The organism is Haliscomenobacter sp. (assembly GCF_033763495.1).
Taxonomy (GTDB): Bacteria; Bacteroidota; Bacteroidia; order Chitinophagales; family Saprospiraceae; genus Haliscomenobacter.
The window spans coordinates 1-20,011 of sequence record NZ_JANRKL010000203.1; the positions used below are offsets into that span (position 1 = coordinate 1).

Genomic DNA, 20,011 nt, shown 5'->3' on the forward strand with positions numbered 1-20,011 from the left:
TTATAATTCTTTTAATTTCTCTTTTTTTTTCAAATTTTCATTACCTTCGCATTGGTTTAAAGTTTCTCGTTTAGGAACTTATATAATCCCATGATATGAAACAAACTATTCAAGTACTCCTATGCTGGGCAGTGATACTCCTATGCTTAGCCCAGGGTAATGCACAAACGCTTACCCGCATCTCTGCTAATAAAGATACTCTTCCAAGTAGCGCCAAAACCTATGTCGCTAATGTCAAAGTAGCAGGCTTCAAAAAAATCATCGGTGCATCCTTTGCAGTGGCTTGGGACTCTGCTGTGATAAGCTTTGACTCCATTGGTAATTTTGGTATCCCTCTGAGTAAAAACGATCATTTCGGGTACCTTAATACCAAAAATGGAGTGCTCAGGTTTTTGTGGCAAGAGGGAATTTCTGGTATAACATTAAAAGACAACACCACACTTTTTTCGATCTATTTCAAAGTTATTGGAAAACCGGGTACCAAAAGCCCAATTTCATTTGTAGGTATTGCTGAGTCTCCAACCTTGGAGAAGGAAATCATCGATACAACTTTTTCTACAATAAATGCAGAATACATCAATGGCGTTGTGGTTATCAAATCTCAAACCAGCGCAACCGTCTTTGCTAGTGATCCTAATGAATTTCGCGTCAACCGGGCTTATCCGAACCCGTTCAATAATAACCTTACACTAGAATTTACCATGCAGGATGCAGGTAAATTGGACATTGAGGTAGTAGACGTTCTGGGTAGGGTAGTTCACACAGAAAAACGCTCTTATTTAGCCGGTAAACAAAAGTTATTATTGCCAAAATCAGTCTTTCCATCCCCGGGCAATTATTTTGTCCGCATGTACAAGGGAACGTCATTTACTTTGCAACCAGTGATTTTTATGCAGTAATCATTAACTCACTTTATCCCAAATTCCGACAAAGATGAAACCGATTATTACACACCTGCTCCGTGGGGTGAAGATAGGGTCAATAGCTTTTATATTACTGGCCATATTCACTCCATTTCAAGCGCTTTCTAACAATTCGTCAACTACTAGTGGCGACAAGGATTTACCAATTGAAATCGTCCCAGCTGACGAATCACTCATGGGCTTCTCCTTTTCCATTGCCAATGCAACGGTTCAAAAAGGAGGTGAAATTTGCGCACAAGTCAAAGTATCGGGATTCGTAGACATTGTTGTACTACAATTTCTGGTTAAATTTGACTCTACCCGTCTTACCTTTAAAGAGACCAAAAACTTTAACCTCGCAGGTTTAAGTGCAGGGTCGACCAACAACAACCCGAGCGGAACCTTGCGGGTATCCTGGATTGACAACCAGGCGACAGGTGTGACCCTTGCCGACGGGACTGCCATATTTGACATTTGCTTCACAGCGGCAAACCTCGATGCCTCAACCAACATCCGCTTTGTTTATCAAGAAGTAGCGGATAAAAACCTCAGTAACGTTGCCATTGATAACACTGCGCAACCAACTGTTATCACCATCGGTGCAGGTGGTGGTAGCGGTGGATCTGGAGGGATTTTGGCATTGGACATTTCAGACGCAACTGCACCAGCGGTGAACCAGGAAGTGTGCGTAAAAGTCAATTCCGTTTCTGGCTTTACCAATATTAAGAGCTCTCAGTTGTCTATCAATTACAATACAACGCAGCTCAGTTTTGCTTCAGTCAAAAACTTTAATTTGACGGGCCTGACTGCTGCCTCCTTTAACTCCTCCACTCCTGGCACACTAGCCATGAATTGGACCAGCACAACGCCGACCACCGGGAACACTTTGGCCAATGGTACCGCAATCGTTGATGTTTGTTTTACGACAAAATTGGCTGGAATAACCTCAACGGTTTCTTTTGCAGCAGGGGCGCAGGTTCAAAACAAGGACAATCAAGCGGTAACTCTAAACGGCACCACTGGCATCATCACCGTTTCAGGAGGATCAGGGACCAATGGCCCTGCTACTTTTGATATAACGGATGCTACCGGCACAGTGGGCCAGCAGGCATGCCAAAAGGTAAATGTTACCAACTTCACCAATCTGTTGAGTGTCGAATACACCATTACATACAATTCTACACAACTGGATTTTGCTTCAGTAAAAAACCTAAATCTGGCCGGATTGACGGATGCGAACTTCAGCAAGCCAGGTGTAGGTGGAACTCCACTAGGCTCGATCAAATTGTCGTGGAATGACCCTAATGTAAGTACCGGGGTAAGTGTACCCAATGGCACTACGATTTTTGAAGTATGTTTTACACCTAAATTAAACAACATTACCTCAACGGTTACTTTTGGAGGGACTTCCGAAATCATCAATAAAGATAGCCAACCAGTAACCTTTAGTGGCCAGTCCGGCACAATTTCAGTCGGAACTGGTGGAGGAGGAGCAACAGGTGTTACACTCGATCTTACCGATGCAACGGTTCCCGCAACCAATCAGGAAGCTTGTATCAAGGTGAATGTAGGTGCTGGCTTTACCAATATCATTGGCTTGGAATTCACCATTAATTACAACACGACACAATTGGAGTATTCTACGGTTAAAAACTTCAATTTGAATGGCCTGACCGAAGCTTCCTTTGGTTTACCAGGGGTGGGCACTAACCCTGCTGGTAGCATTAAAGTATCTTGGAATGATCCAAATGTAACAGGCATAACCCTTGCTAATGGGACGGCCATCTTTGAAGTTTGTTTTAAAGGGAAGGTTACAAACGTTGCTTCTAATGTTACTTTCTCTACAAATCCTGCTCCTGAAGCAATTGACAAAGACAATACCCAGCTCCCATTCACAGGACAACCAGGTACCATCACTATTGGTAGCGTTTCTAATCTACCTGATGTTAAACTCAATGTGAGCAGCCAATCAGGTGTAATGGGACAGGATGTTTGTGTCAAAGTAAGTGTAGTAGATTTTACCAATATTACAGCGCTAGGGGGCACCATGACCTATGATGCTACTGCTCTTCAATTCAAAAATGTAACCAATCTTAGTTTGTCAGGCCTTACTCAAGCTTCATTTACACCTCCAGGAACAGGTGGAGTAACTGCTGGGTCTTTAAAGATAAATTGGAGTACAGCAACCGTTGGCGGAGTAACCCTGGCTAGTACATCCAATATTTTTGATGTATGCTTTACGCCCTTAAAAGCAGGCACTTCCCAAGTATCCTTCAGTACTAATGGTTTGACAGTTACGCGTTCGAATAACTTGCCTGCAGGTGTGCAGACTGGTTCAGGAACAGTGACCATTACTACTGTTGCTACGAATGACCTTACCTTCAAAGTGAGTAGTGCAAGTGGAGCAACCAATACAGATGTATGCCTGGATTTAACAACCACTAACTTTACCAACCTCATTGGGATGCAGTTTGCGATCAAATTTGATCCTGCTTTTCTTACACATAAATCCAACGACAACTTTAATACTACCTTACGTGGCTTTTCCGCTGGAAACGTCAATGTAAACAATACCACTGGATTTATTTCATTTTCTTGGGATGACAGTCAACTCACTGGAATTACTTTACCAGACAATGCTGTGATTCTGAGGATGTGCTTCACCATCAAGGGCACAACTGGATCCTCTACAGTAGGCATCGATAAAACTAAAACTCGGGAAGCTTACGATCTTGCTGAAAAGACCATTATCCCTGTATCGATAGATGGTACCGTTTCTATTGGCAACCCAAATGCGCCTACCATAGTTTCTCCAGCTGTAATCACCAACGTTCCTTGTTTTGGGGAAAGTAAAGGGGCCATCAATATCGAAGTGCGCAACGGAACTGCTCCCTATACTTACAAATGGAGCAACAATGCAACTACCCAGGATTTGAGCAACCTCGCTGCTGGTTCTTATAGCGTAACCGTAACTGATGCCAGTAACGCTACCGCAGTGGGCACTTTTAATGTCACCCAACCCGCTGCTGCGCTTGCAATTACGGGAATTACCAAGACCGACGCTACTTGCTTTGGCCAGGCGACTGGTTCTTTGACCGCTGCAGTTACCGGGGGAACCACTCCGCTGACTTATGCGTGGAGTGGAAGCCTTGCAGCAATTGCAAATCCGACCAATGTACCAGCAGGTAATTATACACTTACAGTGACGGATGCCAATGGTTGCCGGGCGGTATCTAATCCAACGGCAGTAGCCCAGCCTTCTGCAGCACTCAATGCCAGTGTAGCCACTCAGCCGGCCAAGTGTGATGGAACACCAACTGGATCGGCTTCCATTACCGCTACCGGTGGTACCGCACCCTATACTTACAAATGGGCAAACAATGCAACCACCATTCAATTGAGCAATGTAGCAGCGGGTAATTATGCCTATACAGTTACAGACTCAAAGGGATGTACATTTACGGCTTCCGCAACAATTACGACGGAGCAAAGTGTACGGATTACATCAATTGATCCTGTAAATTTTGACCAAAACACCACCAATGGTGCGGTAAATATCGCCATTTCCGGAGGTGTCGCACCGTATAAGTTCAACTGGACTGGCCCGAATAATTTTACTGCAACAACAGAAGACATCAGCAATTTGGGCACTGCAGGTCAATATTGTGTATCTGTAACCGACAACACCAATTGTACAACTACAATGTGTGCGTCAATTGTCCAACGCTTGAAAGTAAACCTGACCGTTAATGAAGCTTGTTTTGGCCAAACAAATGGTGGGGTTAGTCTGCAAGCGACAGGAGGTGTTGGGCCATATACTTACAAGTGGAGTTCTAATAATTTGACCACCCAAAACCTCAGCAATGTGGCAGCGGGCAATTATACAGTAACTGTAACTGACAGCCAGAACAATACGGTCACAGGTAGTGCTCTGGTCCCTGTTCTGACCGAGATTAAAATTACCCGTACCGTTACGGATGTCAATGCCCCCGGGGGGGCGAATGGTGCCATTTCCCTCAGCGTAACCGGAGGAAAACCAGGTTATACCTACAAATGGAGCAACAATAGCACCACAAGTAGTGTGAGTGGACTGGTAGTTGGAGAATATTGCGTCACCGTAACCGATTTGGCCGGTTGTACCTCGACTGGCTGTTTTAAGGTAGAGTTGGTTACAATTCCTCTTTCGGTAAGTAGTGACATCTCCAGCAACAAGTGTAATGGCGAGTCCTCAGGTGCTGTTCGTTTGCAAGTTTTGGGTGGGGTTGGGCCATATGCATTGGCATTTAACAATGGTCAACCAGAAAACCTTACCCAAGGTGCTTTTGAACGCAAAAACCTTGCCGCGGGAACCTATACTTATAAAGTCACAGATTCACGAAACACCGTATTTGATGGCTCTGTTGAGGTAAAACAACCCGATCCATTAGCAATCGCTTCTTTTGCTGTTCGTCATGATTCTGAAGACCCAGGTTGTACAGGCAGTATTGCATTGTCCATAACGGGGGGCACTCCGGGGTATCAAGTATCCTGGAATTCACCAAACGTAGGTTTCCAGATTATCAACTTGTGTGAAGGAAATTTTGTCCCTTCCGTGATTGATGCGAACGGTTGCCGCAAAACGTTTGACCCGATTGCATTGACAACCTTCACGGTCAGTGCAGCAATTGTCAATACCAGTTGCCCTGATGATGACAATGGTGGCGTAAACATCACTGTTTTGGGAGGGGCTGCACCTTACCGCTATGCCTGGTTAACTGCCAGAGGAGATACCATTTCCAAAACGAAAGATTTGGGAGATGTTGCTGCCGGGGTATACCGCTTGGTGATCAGAGAAAACTCTGGCTTGCGCCTGGAAAAACAATATACTGTTACAACTGCTTCTAAGTTGACAGCCAATATCCAAATCCTGTCAAACTTCAACGGTTTTGCAGTAAGTTGTGCCAATGCCAAAGATGGTTCTGCTCGTGCAACGGGTGCCAATGGTGGCGGTACACCAACTTATGTGTACGAGTGGTCTTTGAATGGAAACTTGGTTGCTTCTAATTCAGTACTCAATAATGCAGGAGTAGGCAATTATATCGTACGCATTACAGATGGTCTGGGTTGTAGTGTGGAGGAGGAAGTGGAATTTAAAGCTCCCGAAGCTTTGGATGTGAGTGCGTTTATTACCGATGTTTCGTGTATTGGTAGCCGAGATGGAGAACTTGCTGCCGAGGTGGAAGGTGGCCTGGCCGGAGGCAAGTTTACTTATGCCTGGAGCAATGGACGTGCTACACCCCGGATCACTGGTTTGTCCAAAGGTGCTTATACCATTACCATTACCGACCGGAACAATTGTACCGTGACCAAATCCTTTGAAGTAAAGGAACCCACCGCAATTACCGTACAAATCCAGAGCATCAATGCAACAGAAGGCTGTAATGGCCAAGTGTTGGCCTTAGCGAAGGGAGGAGTTAAGCCTTATACTTACCGTTGGAATGCACCTGTTACCAGCGGCGACTCGATTGTGAAGAGCCTTTGCCCTGGGGAGTATTTTGTCCAGGTGACCGACTCCAGAGGTTGTAAATCAACTCCTGATGTAAGTGCAATCGAAGTAAAAGACCGTCGTCTGCCTTGTATGGATATCCGCTCGGTGATCTCACCTGACGGGGATGGTTCAAATGAAACCTTCCTGATCAACTGTATTCAAGAATTCCCTGGCAACAAGATTTTCATCTATAATCGTTGGGGACAGCTAGTGTATCAAGCAGAAAACTACAACAATGACTGGGATGGAACTACCCAAAGTGGTGAAAAACTTCCGGAAGGTGCCTATTACTATATCCTGGACTATAAGAATGCCGATGGCAAAGAAATACAGGCAAGAGGATCAATTACACTGCTGAGAGAAGAATAAGCAAGCTTGTGTGTTGGGGTAGGGTTTTCGACCTGCCCCAACACCTCAACAATATTCCATGAACCATCAACCGATTTTGACCATGAAAAAATTGTTACACCTCATATTGTTGCTGTTGCCAACAGCTTTACTTTGGGCTCAGGATGAAGCCATTTTTACCCATTACAACCTGGCTCCAATCCTTGTTAACCCGGCTGCTGCAGGATTTGAAGAAACACACCAAATTCAGTTTAACGCACGTGGCCAATGGATTGGTTTCCCAGATGCGCCTAAAAACGTAGGGGTACAGTATCACGGCCCAATGGGCAATACCTTTGGTTTCGGACTTGCGGTAATGGGCGAAAGTGCTGCCCGCCTTTCCCGCGTACGGGCTCGTTTGAACTCGGGTTTCCGTTTTAAAATCAATGAAAATGTCAAATTTGCTGTCGGTTTTTCAACCGAATTCAGCCAGGTATCCCTCGGGAACAATGTACTGGGAGAACCTGAGCCGATTTATCAGGCTGGAGACGACATCATTGAAGGAGCCGTAGATGGCCGCCAGCAATTCGATGCCTCTCTGGGTTTCTTTGCTCGTTTTTATGAAAATACCTATGCCAGTTTGAGCTTCACCAACTTGATTGCAGAGCGACTAAACAATATTGGTACAGCCGAAGGATCCGGTAGTTTGTTTCAGCATTATGTGTTCCTGATGGGGCACAAATTTGAATTGTCGAACAACCAATTGAGCCTCGAGCCTTCGATTATGGTGCGTCAAGTTAAAGATACTCCTTTTAATGTTGACATCAACCTCAAAGCGGGCATCCTCGACAACAAATTGATCGCAGGCTTGTCTTATCGCTCCCTCAAAACCATCGGTGCATTGATTGGTTCTGAAATATCGGAGAGCTTCCGCTTTTTCTACACTTTTGATTTATCAATGCAAGATTTACAACAATACTCCACGGGCTCTCATGAGGTAACTTTGGCCTTTGGATTTAAAGGGCCTCAAAACAAGAACGGCAGCCGTTACGGTAGAAGATAGTCGATTTTAGATGCGTGATTTCGGATTTTGGTTGGTATTTTTCTTGAAAAATTAACCTTGAATTTAAGGTGTAAATATCTCGTAATGATGTATTTATAGTAGATTCAGGGCGCCAGCCGAAACCCGAAATCCCACATTCGAAATCAAAATACCAGCAATTGGGTATTGGGGTTATTTAATTAAATTTTGATATTTGTTGCTCGTAAATATCTATTCAGCAGTTTGTTCCCTCCTTTAACTGTTTGAGTAACCTTAAAAGGCTATATTCCTTTCCTGCATACCTGTTTTTTGATTTTCCAAACGAACATTATTGCTCATAGTGTGCTATTCGTGGCATACTGAAAATGCATCAAGAATATACTTAAATCGGTTTTTGGGATGGCCTCCTTCAGTTGTGAAGGGGGCTTTTTTTTTATAAAAAAAATATCAAAAAGGCACTTTGGCACGGTATTGGAATTTAATAGTGAAAATTCTTAATTCGAAACCGTCAAAAACATAGTGCCATGAATGAGAGAACGCCGTACATTCCAATTTTAGGAGGATGGACGAGGTGGATTCCGATCTTGATTCCGGTCTTGTTGTTCTGGAGCCAAACGGTATCAGCCCAATGTCAGTTGGTGTGTAAAAGCATTTCTCCAACTGCCCCCGTTCGCATCAGTGTGGGGGCCTCTGGTGAGGTGACCATTGGTAGTGAATTGATCGTTGATGCCAACTCTACCTGTCCAGGAGCGAAAACCATTACTATTGTAGATGAAAATGGAGAATTCATTGCCAATGGTGCCGATCCATTGACAATCAGTGTACGTGGAAAAATCGGGAAGGTTTTGACTGTCCTGGTGAGAGATAATACTACTAGTTTCAACTGCTCAGGATACATTCAGGTATTTGATACCAAGGCACCGGAGATCTTTTGCCGTGATACCACCTTATTCTGTGCTGCAGATACCAGTGCAAGAGTACTGGGCCTCCCCAGAGTAATTGACAACATCAACCGTACGGTTCGCCTGCGTTATGAAGACTTTTTCCTGCGGGGACGTTGTGGTAGTGATACTGCTGTTTACATTCGCCGGAGTTGGATCGCCCGTGATTCCTCCGGAAATGCTGATACTTGCTTGCAGAAAATCGTATTGAAAAAAATTGGTTTAGCAGACGTGACCATTCCAAGCCTGGTCAATTTACCTTGTGACAGACCTAGTGCTGATACTTCAATAACCGGAGTGCCAAGCTTTCAGGGCCGTAAACTAAAGAGCAATGGATTCTGTGATTTCGTAATAACGTTTCGTGACGATACGACCAAAATATGTGAAGGATTAGGACGCTTGATTTCTCGCAAGTGGACGATCCTGGATCGCTGTACCGGATCGATACGAGAAGCTACGCAGGTCATCCAGGTAAGGGATGAGGTAGCACCAACACTGACCTGCCCAGCCCCCATCCGCAAAGGTACTGATCCGGGTCAGTGTACCGCTGTAGTGCAGTTGCCTCGACCTACCGCGAGTGACAACTGTGATGCAAATCCAGCCGTTTCTGTGCGGGCTTCTTACGGGAGTTCTGGCTTTAACCCCCACTTTAATGTACCTCTGGGCACACATACACTCACGTATACTGCCATTGATTTGTGTGGGAACTCGTCAGTTTGTACCACAACCCTGACCATAGTAGATGAGGAAGTACCTACGGTAGTGTGTCGCAAGAACAACATCATCTCTTTACCCGAAGGTGGCGTCGCTTTTATTCAGGCAAAAAGTTTTGATGAAGGTAGCAAGGATAATTGCAAGACACGGCTGTACTACAAAGCCCGCCGCTGGGTAGCAGGTGCTTGCAACAAAATTAATGGTGACGATAGCCCTTCTACCCCGGACTACCAGGAGTACTATGATGACTATGCTGTGTTTTGTTGCAATGATGTGGACAGCCCAAGCGTAAAAGTTACGCTGCGCGTTTACGAGGTTGATCCAGGAAATGGTCCGGTTGATCCAGCACGCGAACGCCAGGGAGGTGACCTCTATGGCAAATACAATGATTGCGATTTTACCGTAACTATTCGGGATGAATTGGGGCCACGCATTACTTGCCCGGCCAATAAGGTGGTTGAATGTACCACAGACATCACCCAATTGCACGTATTTGGCAGCCCAATTGTACTCGAAAACTGCTCTTTTACCCTTGATTCTACCAGCAATTACGAACGCGCCGAATGCAACCGGGGCAAAATAACCCGTACCTTTACGGCCAAAGACTGGAAAGGACGTACCGCTACTTGTAGCCAGACCATTACCATTGTCAATACCAACAAGTTGACTTCGGACATGATCAAATGGCCAAAAGATTATACCATAGTAGGTTGTGGTGGGAAAACGGATCCAAAGGAATTACCCCTTGAAAACCGGGAACCCATAGTGACTCACCCGATCTGCGGATCAGTTGGCATCAGCTACGAAGACCGCCGTTTTGAATCACAAACGGAAACATGTTTCCAGATTTTCCGGAAATGGTCAGCTATTGATTTGTGTAACCATAACCCTGCTGATCCATCAAAATCCATTTTTTCCTATACGCAGCTGATCAAGGTAGAAGACCGTACACCTCCAACGCTGGTAGTACCCAAAGATACCACTTTCTTTTTGACCGAACAGTGCAAAACCGTTAAGGTGACTACCCTGGCAGCTACGGGTACTGATTGTGGTGGAAATGTAACAATTACCAATGATGGGAAATATTCTGACCTCAAAGGTGCACTGGCATCCGGTACTTATCCTGTAGGTAAGCACAAAATCAATTTCAGGGCAGTAGATCAGTGCGGGAATGCTACCCTGGGTTCGATGACCATTACCGTGATCGATAAAAAGCCGCCAGTAGCACAGTGTCTCAATGGTTTATCTACTACCCTGGACACCAAGGATGGTCAAACTGCTGCAATTATTGATGCCAAATTGTTTGATGCAGATAGTTATGATGATTGTGGAGGCAAACCCGCCCGGATCGCCATCCGTCGGGGTTCAGGAACCTTATTGACCAATCCAGTGGAGCAGATTACCTTTACTTGTGCTGATATTGGCCGCCAAACTATCCAACTTTGGGTATACGATACACTGAATAATGGCGCTTTCTGCACAACATTCATCGATATACAAGACAATGGGCAATTGTGCGCACCCGATGGATCGAAGGTAGGTAAGATTTCGGGGATTATCCAGACCGAAGGCGGAGCCCAGATTGAATCAGTGGCCATTTCAGGCAGCACTCAATTGGGCAAAACGGCTACAGGAGTTGATGGGAATTACCTGTTGCCAGAAGTACCATTGGGAGGCGATTATACCATCGTACCACAGAAGAATGAGGATCCTATCAACGGGGTGACAACGATAGATTTGGTGATCATCCAAAAACACATTCTGGGGTTGAGCACGCTCAAAACGCCTTATCAGCATATTGCTGCAGATGTCGATAAATCAGGCAACATTTCTACGGTGGATTTGATCCGCCTGCGTAAATTGATTCTGAATATGGAAACCAGTTTCCCCAACGGGAACACTTCCTGGCGCTTTATTGATGCCAATTTCAAATTTCCCCAAGACCAAGACCCATTGAAAGCGGTTTTCCCGGAAGCCAAAAGCCTCAATAACTTCTTGTCCAAGGAAGGTCGAGCCGACTTTATCGGGATCAAAGTGGGCGACGTAAACATGAGCGCCAAGCCCAATAGCCTGGTCAATACAGATGGTCGGACCACCAATGGTGAACTCATCATTGAAACCAGCAATCAAACTTTTGAAGCTGGTGAAGAAGTTATAGTTGACTTTAGTGCGGAAGACGTATCAAAGGTGCAAGGATTCCAGTTTACCCTGGATTTTGACCACCACCTCCTGCAATTGCTGGATGCTGAAAAGGGAGAACTGCCGCAGTGGAATGAAGGGAACCTGGGTACCGCTGACCTAAAAGCCGGTTTGTTGAACACCAGTTGGGACAATAAAGGAGAAGAGGTACCTGATGGCCGCCGCCAACTGTTTTCAGTACGCTTCAAAGCTTTACGTGCAGCTGATCTGGCTACTGCATTGTCTATCAAAGAAGCCCCAACTCCTTCGGAGGCTTACAACCAGGCGGGAGAGTTGATGCAGGTGCTGCTCAAAGTGAATGAATCTGCAGCGCAAAAAGGGGAGGGGATTCATTTGTACCAAAACTTCCCGAATCCATTTATTGGGGAAACGAACATTGCTTTTTCCTTGCCCAAAACTCAGGATGCACACATCCGCATCTTTGATGCAGCAGGTCGTTTGGTTTTCAAACACACTGCAAAGTTCGAAAGGGGTTACAACGAACTGAAAGTACCGAAGCAAACACTACCCGGCTTGGGTGTGTACTACTACCAGCTCTCGACTGATTCCTTTACGGGGAGCAAACGAATGATCTATACGGCTTATTGATAGTCCCAAAATCTATGTTTTTGAACGGTTTTCTGAGGCAGGCTTCCAAAAGTCTGCCTCTTTTGTTTTTAATAAAAAAAGTTTATATTGTGGCGAAAAGGAAATGATTGTTTAAACGAGCCGCAATGACAGATAATATTATTTTGGGCCAAAAAGGGGAGACCCTCGCCCAACAACACCTCGAAGCTCAAGGTTTGACCATCCGGTCCAAAAACTGGCGTACGGGTCGTGCCGAAGTGGACATCATTGCTCAAGACGGCAATACCATTGTATTTGTAGAGGTTAAAACCCGCAGCTCCGACCGTTTTGGCCCGCCTGAATTTTTTATAACCCCACAACAGCAACGTATGCTGGCAGGTGCCGCCTCCGTCTACTGTGAAAAAATAGAACACCCTGGCGAAATCCGCTTCGACGTCATCAGCATTATCCTGCGAGATGACGGGAAAACCAAGCTGGAATATCTGAAAGATGCATTTTGGCCGGGCTTATAGTTGAGAGCTGTTTATTTAGTTGAACAACCACTCCTCCCACCGTTTGTACATTATATTCTCTTTTTGCTGTGGCAATAAGGGGGCCAGCTGACCCAAATACAAATTCCGCTTTTGGGCAAAACGATCATTCTCCTGATCAAACCAACGTTTCAAATCATGGTTGTTGTTGTTGGAGAAACCAAATGTTTTGAGCAGGTTGTAAATCTGGTCCAGTTCATCCAGCCATGTTTTGAGCGCTGCCAACTGCGACATGATGAAATAGGTATGAATATCCGCTCTGCCTGGGACTTCCAGTTTGGCCTTGTCCAAAATACTTAATGCTTTTTCAATTTTTCCCGTTCCATTGCTGTTGATAATGTCAGCTTCGTACTGCTTCCGGATATTGGCCATCAGGCTGAGGGCTTCTGAAGCATTGGGACTGGTGGCCCGGTTTTGGTTGTCCAATTTAAATTTTTGCACCGCCATAAAAGCTTGATCCGCCTGGACGAGCCCTTCGAGTGCTGTCATCATTGCTGCTTCGCGAGGTAGGGGAACTTCTGAATCCTGCAAGGCGATTTTGGCGGCCAGGGCGCTCTCTGTAGCCTGGGCATAAAGTCCCAATTTCCAGGCACTTAAGGCCCGAAGGGAATGTGCATTGACCAACACGCCGTCGGCTTTGAGTTTACTTTCTTGGAGCAAGGCTTTGTTGACCTGGGCATAAGCCAGGCGATAACACAAATCGGGTGTTGCCAAACTCATGGCTTGACTACCAGCTGCGGAGGCTTGCCCCAATAAAGCAGGTTCGCCGAAATTGAGGTTGGTTTCCAGACTAGCCCCTTGATTGAAGGCATTTTGCGCTTGATCCAGGTAATTGAGCTGGGCGCAACTGGAGCACAACCAAAGAAGCAGAAGGAGATTCAAATGGTTCTTCATGGTTTTAGGTTTATTTGTAATCAGCAATTAGCACTATTTAATTCTTTTCACCGTTTCCACTGTCGCAGCTATGGTACCCAATGGTAAGGCCACCAAAAAGCCAACCACTGAAAGCAATAACAACAAATATACAGTTCCATTCCCAATCGCCAGACCTCTATTCTGTCGCACAAAACGAATACTATCCCTTACCCGGTAATGGCGTTCCAGGGCAAAGTCAATGTTGCCAGCCCCAGCATAATAAGCCTGTACGATAAAAATCAGCGGGGTGGTAACCATCGCCAAACCTGGTATCAGACCCAACAAAAACAGGAGAGTGGTAAAAAACAACTCCCGCACAATCAAACGAATGGCGATGCGAATGCCCCGTACCATATCACTTAAAAAAGCACTCATTTTGAACGTTGCGGATACCTCTCCTCTTAGCCGGTTTTCCACCCGCTCCGAAAGCAAACTCATAAATGGTCCTGCGAGGGCCAGCACCAGATTGCGGAATATGATGAAAGCAAAAGCCCCCACAGCCAAACCTCCAAACACCTGCGCTACATTATCGACCCAACCTTTTCCCCAACTAAAGGGCCAAAAACCAGCCATCCAATTGCCCAGATTGTCTGAAACATTCCAGATGCCGTAAATCATGCCGCCGCCCAAAAGAATAGACAGCAAGGCGGGCACCAAAAAGTAAATCCACAAATTGTACTTGAAGCACAATTGAAGCGCACGTCCATAAGCGCTGACACCAGCCAGAAAAGATGTAAACATGGCTTTTTTGCGATTAAAGATAAGACTTGTCACCCGACCATGCTACCTTTCCTCTACGCATGCAGAAGATTTAACGCAGTAAAGTAATAAATCCTCGATATTCGACCAATTGGTCCTTGGGATCGAGGTAGCTGGCCAAAACGGTATACACTCCAACCGGAAGTTCGCTCCCTTGATTGAATTTCAAGCCATTCCAGGTATCCTGAGGGTTGTTGGATTGGAACACCATTTCCCCCCAACGATTCCACACGTTGATGCGGAAATTGCGCATGCCTGCAAATATTCCCACTGCCTTCAGTTCATCGTTGACTGAGTCGCCATTGGGCGTAAAGGCATTGGGTAAAAAGTAGCGCACTTCTGGCAAAATGCGCAAGACCTGGGAGGTGCTGTCCTGGCAGCCAAAGTTGTTGTAGGCAAATTGGGTGATGCGCAGTGTGCCCAGTTCACGGGCAGCTGCGCTCAGGTTGCGATCGGTGTACTGGCGCCCATCACCAAATTGCCACAACCAGCGCAGAGCGTCGGTCGATTGATCCAGGAGTTGAAAATCGGGAAAGACATTGGTTACTTCCGGTGGCTCAATGGCAAAAGCAGCCTGGGGGCTAGGTTTGATCCGGATTAAATCTGGATAAATCGTGTCGGTTTCGCACCCAATCGGTGAAACCACCTTGAGCGCCACTGAATAAAGCCCATCGTGCTGGTAAGTGTAGCTGGGGCTATGTTTTCGGGAAACGCCACCGTCGCCAAATTTCCATTCAATCCGATAAGTAGTATCCACCGGTGAGGAGAGGTTTTGGAAGTAAACCTGCCCCGGCTCACACAACTCTGCCGAACTGGGGGTGGTCAGCAACAACTTAGGAACGGGGAAATAACGCACATCTTTTTGGATGGTAGAAACACAGCCGTTGACGTCATGTACTGTTAAACGTGCCTTTTTTACTCCTGGGTATTCATATTGGAAACTTGGATTGGCGAGCATACTCGTACCTCTTTCTCCCGAGAACCAGCTCCATTCCCGGATGGATTTGGCATGCACGATGGAAAGATCGTGGAATTGCACTTCCCCAGCCTTGCAGGTATCGTAGTCAAAACTAAAATCAGCCTGCAACAAGGGTAAAACGTGAACCCAAATCTTCGCTGAATCAGCACATTCGAAGCCGGGGTTGAGCAGCAGTTTGCCCTGATAGCGCCCGGTATCAGGGAATTGAAATTGAGGGTGCCATTCATTGCTTTGGGCCGCTAGGCCTTTTTTGAGATCAAAACTCCAGCTGATCAACTTGGTAGATTCGCGTGGCGTACTTTCATTGGTAATGTCTACCAGGGTTTTGCCGCAGGAGCGGATTAAAAATTCTTTTTCAGCCAGTTTTACGTCTTCTTTGACATCGGGTTGTAGCTTGGGATTACAGCCATCGGTGACGTTGAACTGGAAGTCGCGGGTCACTCGACTCAGCAGCACTCCCTTGCGGTATTCGCGAACGCAGACCCCCACCGCAAAACGCCCCTGAGCACTGGGACGTAAAGTGATGAGCCCCGTATGTGGGTCGATTTTTAATAGGGGATCCCCCAAAATAGGGGCAGTGGCGGAATAGGGCTGACGGTAGTACAATTCGGTGTAAGGTGGTGGGCAGGCTGGTCGGGGAGTGGAACCCGAGCAAGTGAAGGCAAGTAGTTGCCCATTGGCATTGCCCGCGCCAGCGAGAGGGGCACACAATTCATATACGAGGCTGTCTCCATCCATTTCTTCGGCAGAATGGTCGTATTTTAACAAGGCATTAGCGCAAATCACTGTAGGCGGAACAATAGAAAACTCAGGACTGTTGTTGCACGATTTCTGTGCCTCGGGGGTGACTTCAACAGTATAGGTGGCACCCGTTGAACCCGGTAAAGCAATGTTACTCATGCTTTCATCCCGGCAGCAGCGCTGAAAAGACACGTGGTAGCTCATGGAAGACTGCGGCAATAAAAAACGAAAGACATATACGCCTTCTTCCACACACACATCGGGAGGAACTAAACAGGGGTACTCGGTAGGAGGGATGTTGCGCAGGCTTTGCCGGGGTACGTTTATACTGCCATAAACATTGGATTGGTTGCCACATTGCCCTGGGCTACAGCGGTAAATACCGATGTAAGCTTCTGCATCAATAGGCGGGCAACCAAGGCAATAACAATCGCGGTACAGGCGCAGGGTGAACTCATACTCATTTCCCCCCAGGCAGCGATAACTCATGGCTCCACCAATGATGTGGCGGGCTTGCAACTGGGGCAATCCCAAACAGAACAAGGCGATAAAAAGGAATTTTTGGGCCATAAACTGCTGACTTGGTGACTGTAGGAGAGGGTAAGTTACATAAATATTCGAGGAGAAAATGAGCGATTTTTATTCCTGAAAACCACCTCTGGAGTAAACTGGGAGCTTACGGCTTCAATTGCGCTTTGCCGCGTTTTTATTTTACCGGATTCCGCGGTCGCATCCCCCACATCATCCCTACTCCCACCAGCACCACGACCAAACCCAATTGAAAACTCCATCTCCAATTCCTCCTCCCCACCAAGCGCTCCTCCTTACTCGCCTCCACTGAATTTGACCAGGCAATAAAAGCATCTGCAATCGGCAAAGCGCCAAAAAGGTAACGTTTCTTTTTGCCCCAGTGCCAACCTAGCCCAAATGCTTCAATGCTGTTGCGTAGCCCAATGGCCACGTCCGTTTCACCATACAAAACCATGGTACGTTGCCCCACAATTGATGCCGCGCCTCCAATGCCAAAAATGACTGGCCCTGAATCCACGTCTCCAAAGCCCAGGGTGCCTTTTGGGTATTCCCTAATCCCTGGCAAGCCTATGCGGCGGGTCAAAAAGGCTTTTTTGTAGCGAGCAAAGTGTCGGCGAGCATAGGTGGAATCTATTTCGATCAAAAAATTGAGGATTAAACTTTGGGAAGAACCCCGTGCTGCTTCAAGGACTTTGCCTGTATACGGATGGACGGAATGAGGAATAAAGCCCAATTGATCCGTTCTTTTGTCCACCTGCTTCAACCAATCTTGCACCAATAAGCCATATTGTGACATAAACAAATGATCGTGTTGCGCCAGACTGGCCATCAGCACCACCATATCCGCAGGCCAGGTGGCATAGACGTAGGATTCTAAAAACGGAGTTTTGCTTTCAGTAACCGCCTTGGCGATTTGTGCACAATTGTCTTGAAAAATTTGAGCCTGTACCGTGTCCTCCTTCATACCAGGCAAGAGTTCCAGGTATTTTCCCCGCAAATAATTGCTCCATCCCCGATAAAAAGCGCCATAAACCAGGGGCAAGTTGGGTGAAAAAGGCGCTTTGCATTTTGGGGAATCTATGGCGTGCAAGGCCCAGCGCACTTCTTCGATGCCGCGCTGGTGCAAAGGCGATTGGGCCGGAGTTTTAGCTAGCAGATTGCACCAACTCAATCCATACAATGCATTCAAAAAGAGGTAACCCTCAGGATACATTTTTTGCATGTCCAGGGCCGCTCCGTCGTGCATGCGCTTTTGCAGATAGTTGAGTTGGGCTTCTACACTCAGGTTGATTGGTGGCTGGGAATTGCTCCAACGTGGCTGGTAGTAAAGCCGTACGTTGAGGTACAAGATGATCGCAATTACTATAAACAAGGCGGAGTAAAGGATACGTTTGAGCATAGACTTGTTTTTGAATTAACGTTGCGGCTCCATCAAAATTTTTACCCACCCAAGGCTTGCTTTTTTCAAGCTTTTATTCTAATATTATAGAATCAATTCTAAAGTATTAGAAAATGCAACTATCAAAAATTGAAGAACAAATAATGGAATACCTCTGGCAGCTTGAACAGGCTTACATGAAAGACCTTCTTGAGGCATTCCCCGATCCAAAACCTGCGGCAACCACAGTGGCCACCCACCTCATGCGAATGCAGAAAAAAGAAGCAATTGCCTACCATACCCATGGCAATTCGCGGGCGTACTACCCTTTGATCAACAAAAACGATTATTTCTCTCAGCAGGTCAAAGGTATGATCAACAATTTTTTTGGCGGCTCTACTACCCAATTTGCTTCCTTTTTCACCTCGGCTACCGAGATGAGCAAGGAGGAATTGGAGGATTTGCGCCGCATGGTTGACCAGGAAATCCAAAAGAAAAAGCCATGATGCTCTACCTCCTCAAATTCATCGGCGGCTCCACCCTGCTTTGGGGCGTTTACCACTTTGGTTTGGAACAAGAAAAAATGCATCATTTCAAGCGTTTTTACTTGTTGTTCAGTCTTGGGTTTGCGTTGGTGGTGCCTTTGATACCGCTTCCCTGGTTTGAGCAGGAAGTGGCGCCTGTGCTCACCATGGGCAATGAGCCAATCCAAGACAGTCCAATTTCAACTCAGGTAGTGCCCCAAATAGCTCCCAGCTTCCCAATCGAGTCCATTTTTTGGTTGGTCTATACCTTTATTGCTTCCATCCTATTGCTTCGATTGCTACATAATTTGTATCGGGCATTTCTGGTACAAACCAAAGGAGAAAAATCACAGCATGCCGGAGTGCCTCTGGTCATCTTGCCTGAAAACGTCCCGACTCATTCTTTTTTCAATACCATCTACATCAACCCAAAGGATTACGCTGAAGACGGAGCCAGTGCGATTCTCACCCACGAGCTCGCCCACATCCGGCAAAGGCATAGTTGGGATATCCTTTTTGTGGAATTGTTGCGGGTACTGTTTTGGTTCAATCCGGTATTGTTCGCCTACAAACGCTCCATGCAGTTGAATCACGAGTTCCTGGCTGACGAGGCCGTGATCCAGCAGGCGAACATCGACATTCCAACTTATCAATATTTGCTTTTGGATAAAATTGCCCAGGCCCAGCAACTCCGGCTGGTGCAGCAATTTGATTATTTCATCACAAAAAAACGACTGTTCATGATGACTAAAGAAGCCAAACGGCAGCGGTCTTTTTGGAAAAGACTAGCCTTAATTCCCTTAATTGCTGGTTTGATTTTGTTGTTGAGCGACAAAGTACAATCACAAAGCAAGCCCAGCAGCACACCCCAGGTACTCGCGCAAAAGGAGCAATCCGGCGTATCCCAGGCCTTATTGGATGAATACAATACCGAGGTCAAAAGGTATTGGGATACCATTGCAGCCATCATGGGCAAAAAAAATCATTGGGTTCGCCTCGACAACTTTAAAATAGACCGCCTAAACGACATCTACAAAATGATGAGTGAAGCCCAGCGAGCCGAAGTCAAAACCATTCCTAGGCATGTTCCCAAGCCACCACCACCAGCGAGAAAATCACCCACAAACGAGCAATTGCAAATTTGGTCCAGTACGGAAGTGTATGGCGTTTGGATTGATGGCAAAAAAGTAGCCAATGCTGTTTTGAAGAACTTTAAAGCCAGTGATTTTTCGAGGTTTTTTGTGAGTAAACTCTACAAAAACGCCATTCCTCCGGGAAGTATCCGCCGTTTTCAAATTGATTTATACACCCACAGAGGATACGAAGACGCTTTTATTAAAAACGGGTGAGTAGCATCTCTTTAATTTACTTTTCCATTACAAACGGCAATAGCGCAGGTAGCACTATTGCCGTTTGTCGTTTTTACCCCCACAAA

At 46.2% G+C, this 20,011-nt stretch carries 11 protein-coding genes; 7 read left to right on the forward strand and 4 right to left on the reverse strand.

The window, feature by feature from the left end; translation table 11 throughout:
* The first annotated feature begins 95 nt into the window (after positions 1-95).
* The 5 genes from SFV55_RS23465 to SFV55_RS23485 all read left to right on the forward strand — a co-directional run bounded on the left by SFV55_RS23465 (position 96) and on the right by SFV55_RS23485 (position 12,731).
* Entirely contained in the window at positions 96-899 is an 804-nt protein-coding gene (locus tag SFV55_RS23465; protein ID WP_320032001.1) for a T9SS type A sorting domain-containing protein, read from the forward strand.
* 34 nt (positions 900-933) lie between these two features.
* On the forward strand, positions 934-6,798 hold the full coding sequence (locus SFV55_RS23470; RefSeq protein WP_320032002.1) for a cohesin domain-containing protein: 5,865 nt from the start codon (positions 934-936) through the stop codon (positions 6,796-6,798).
* Between the two features lie 82 nt (positions 6,799-6,880).
* Positions 6,881-7,819 (forward strand): PorP/SprF family type IX secretion system membrane protein, encoded by a 939-nt coding sequence (locus SFV55_RS23475; protein ID WP_320032003.1) that lies wholly within the window; start codon positions 6,881-6,883, stop codon positions 7,817-7,819.
* 503 nt (positions 7,820-8,322) lie between these two features.
* A complete protein-coding gene (locus SFV55_RS23480) occupies positions 8,323-12,240 on the forward strand; it encodes an HYR domain-containing protein (protein WP_320032004.1) in 3,918 nt (1,305 codons plus the stop codon).
* Between the two features lie 125 nt (positions 12,241-12,365).
* Entirely contained in the window at positions 12,366-12,731 is a 366-nt protein-coding gene (locus SFV55_RS23485) for a YraN family protein (RefSeq protein WP_320032005.1), read from the forward strand.
* Positions 12,732-12,746: 15 nt separating this feature from the next.
* Here SFV55_RS23485 and SFV55_RS23490 read toward each other — a convergent pair whose 3' ends face one another.
* The 4 genes from SFV55_RS23490 to SFV55_RS23505 form a co-directional block, all read right to left on the reverse strand.
* Positions 12,747-13,643 (reverse strand): hypothetical protein, encoded by an 897-nt coding sequence (locus SFV55_RS23490; protein WP_320032006.1) that lies wholly within the window; start codon positions 13,641-13,643, stop codon positions 12,747-12,749.
* Positions 13,644-13,676: 33 nt separating this feature from the next.
* The gene (locus SFV55_RS23495; RefSeq protein ID WP_320032007.1) at positions 13,677-14,405 is read right to left on the reverse strand and encodes an EI24 domain-containing protein; all 729 of its coding nucleotides are present in this window, start codon (positions 14,403-14,405) and stop codon (positions 13,677-13,679) included.
* A 70-nt stretch (positions 14,406-14,475) separates the two neighbouring features.
* Positions 14,476-16,713, reverse strand: coding sequence for a PKD domain-containing protein (locus SFV55_RS23500; RefSeq protein ID WP_320032008.1), 2,238 nt, complete (start codon positions 16,711-16,713; stop codon positions 14,476-14,478).
* A 136-nt stretch (positions 16,714-16,849) separates the two neighbouring features.
* Positions 16,850-18,073 (reverse strand): hypothetical protein, encoded by a 1,224-nt coding sequence (locus SFV55_RS23505; protein ID WP_320032009.1) that lies wholly within the window; start codon positions 18,071-18,073, stop codon positions 16,850-16,852.
* A gap of 113 nt (positions 18,074-18,186) precedes the next feature.
* On the opposite strand from SFV55_RS23505, the gene SFV55_RS23510 reads away from it, so the two are divergent.
* Positions 18,187-18,558: a BlaI/MecI/CopY family transcriptional regulator gene (locus tag SFV55_RS23510; protein ID WP_320032010.1), complete on the forward strand. Its 372-nt coding sequence runs from the start codon at positions 18,187-18,189 to the stop codon at positions 18,556-18,558.
* Positions 18,555-19,925 carry a M56 family metallopeptidase gene (locus tag SFV55_RS23515; RefSeq protein WP_320032011.1) on the forward strand — a complete coding sequence of 457 codons (1,371 nt, stop codon included), beginning with the start codon at positions 18,555-18,557 and terminating at the stop codon, positions 19,923-19,925. Before SFV55_RS23510 ends, SFV55_RS23515 begins: the two co-directional genes overlap by 4 nt.
* Positions 19,926-20,011: the final 86 nt, after the last annotated feature.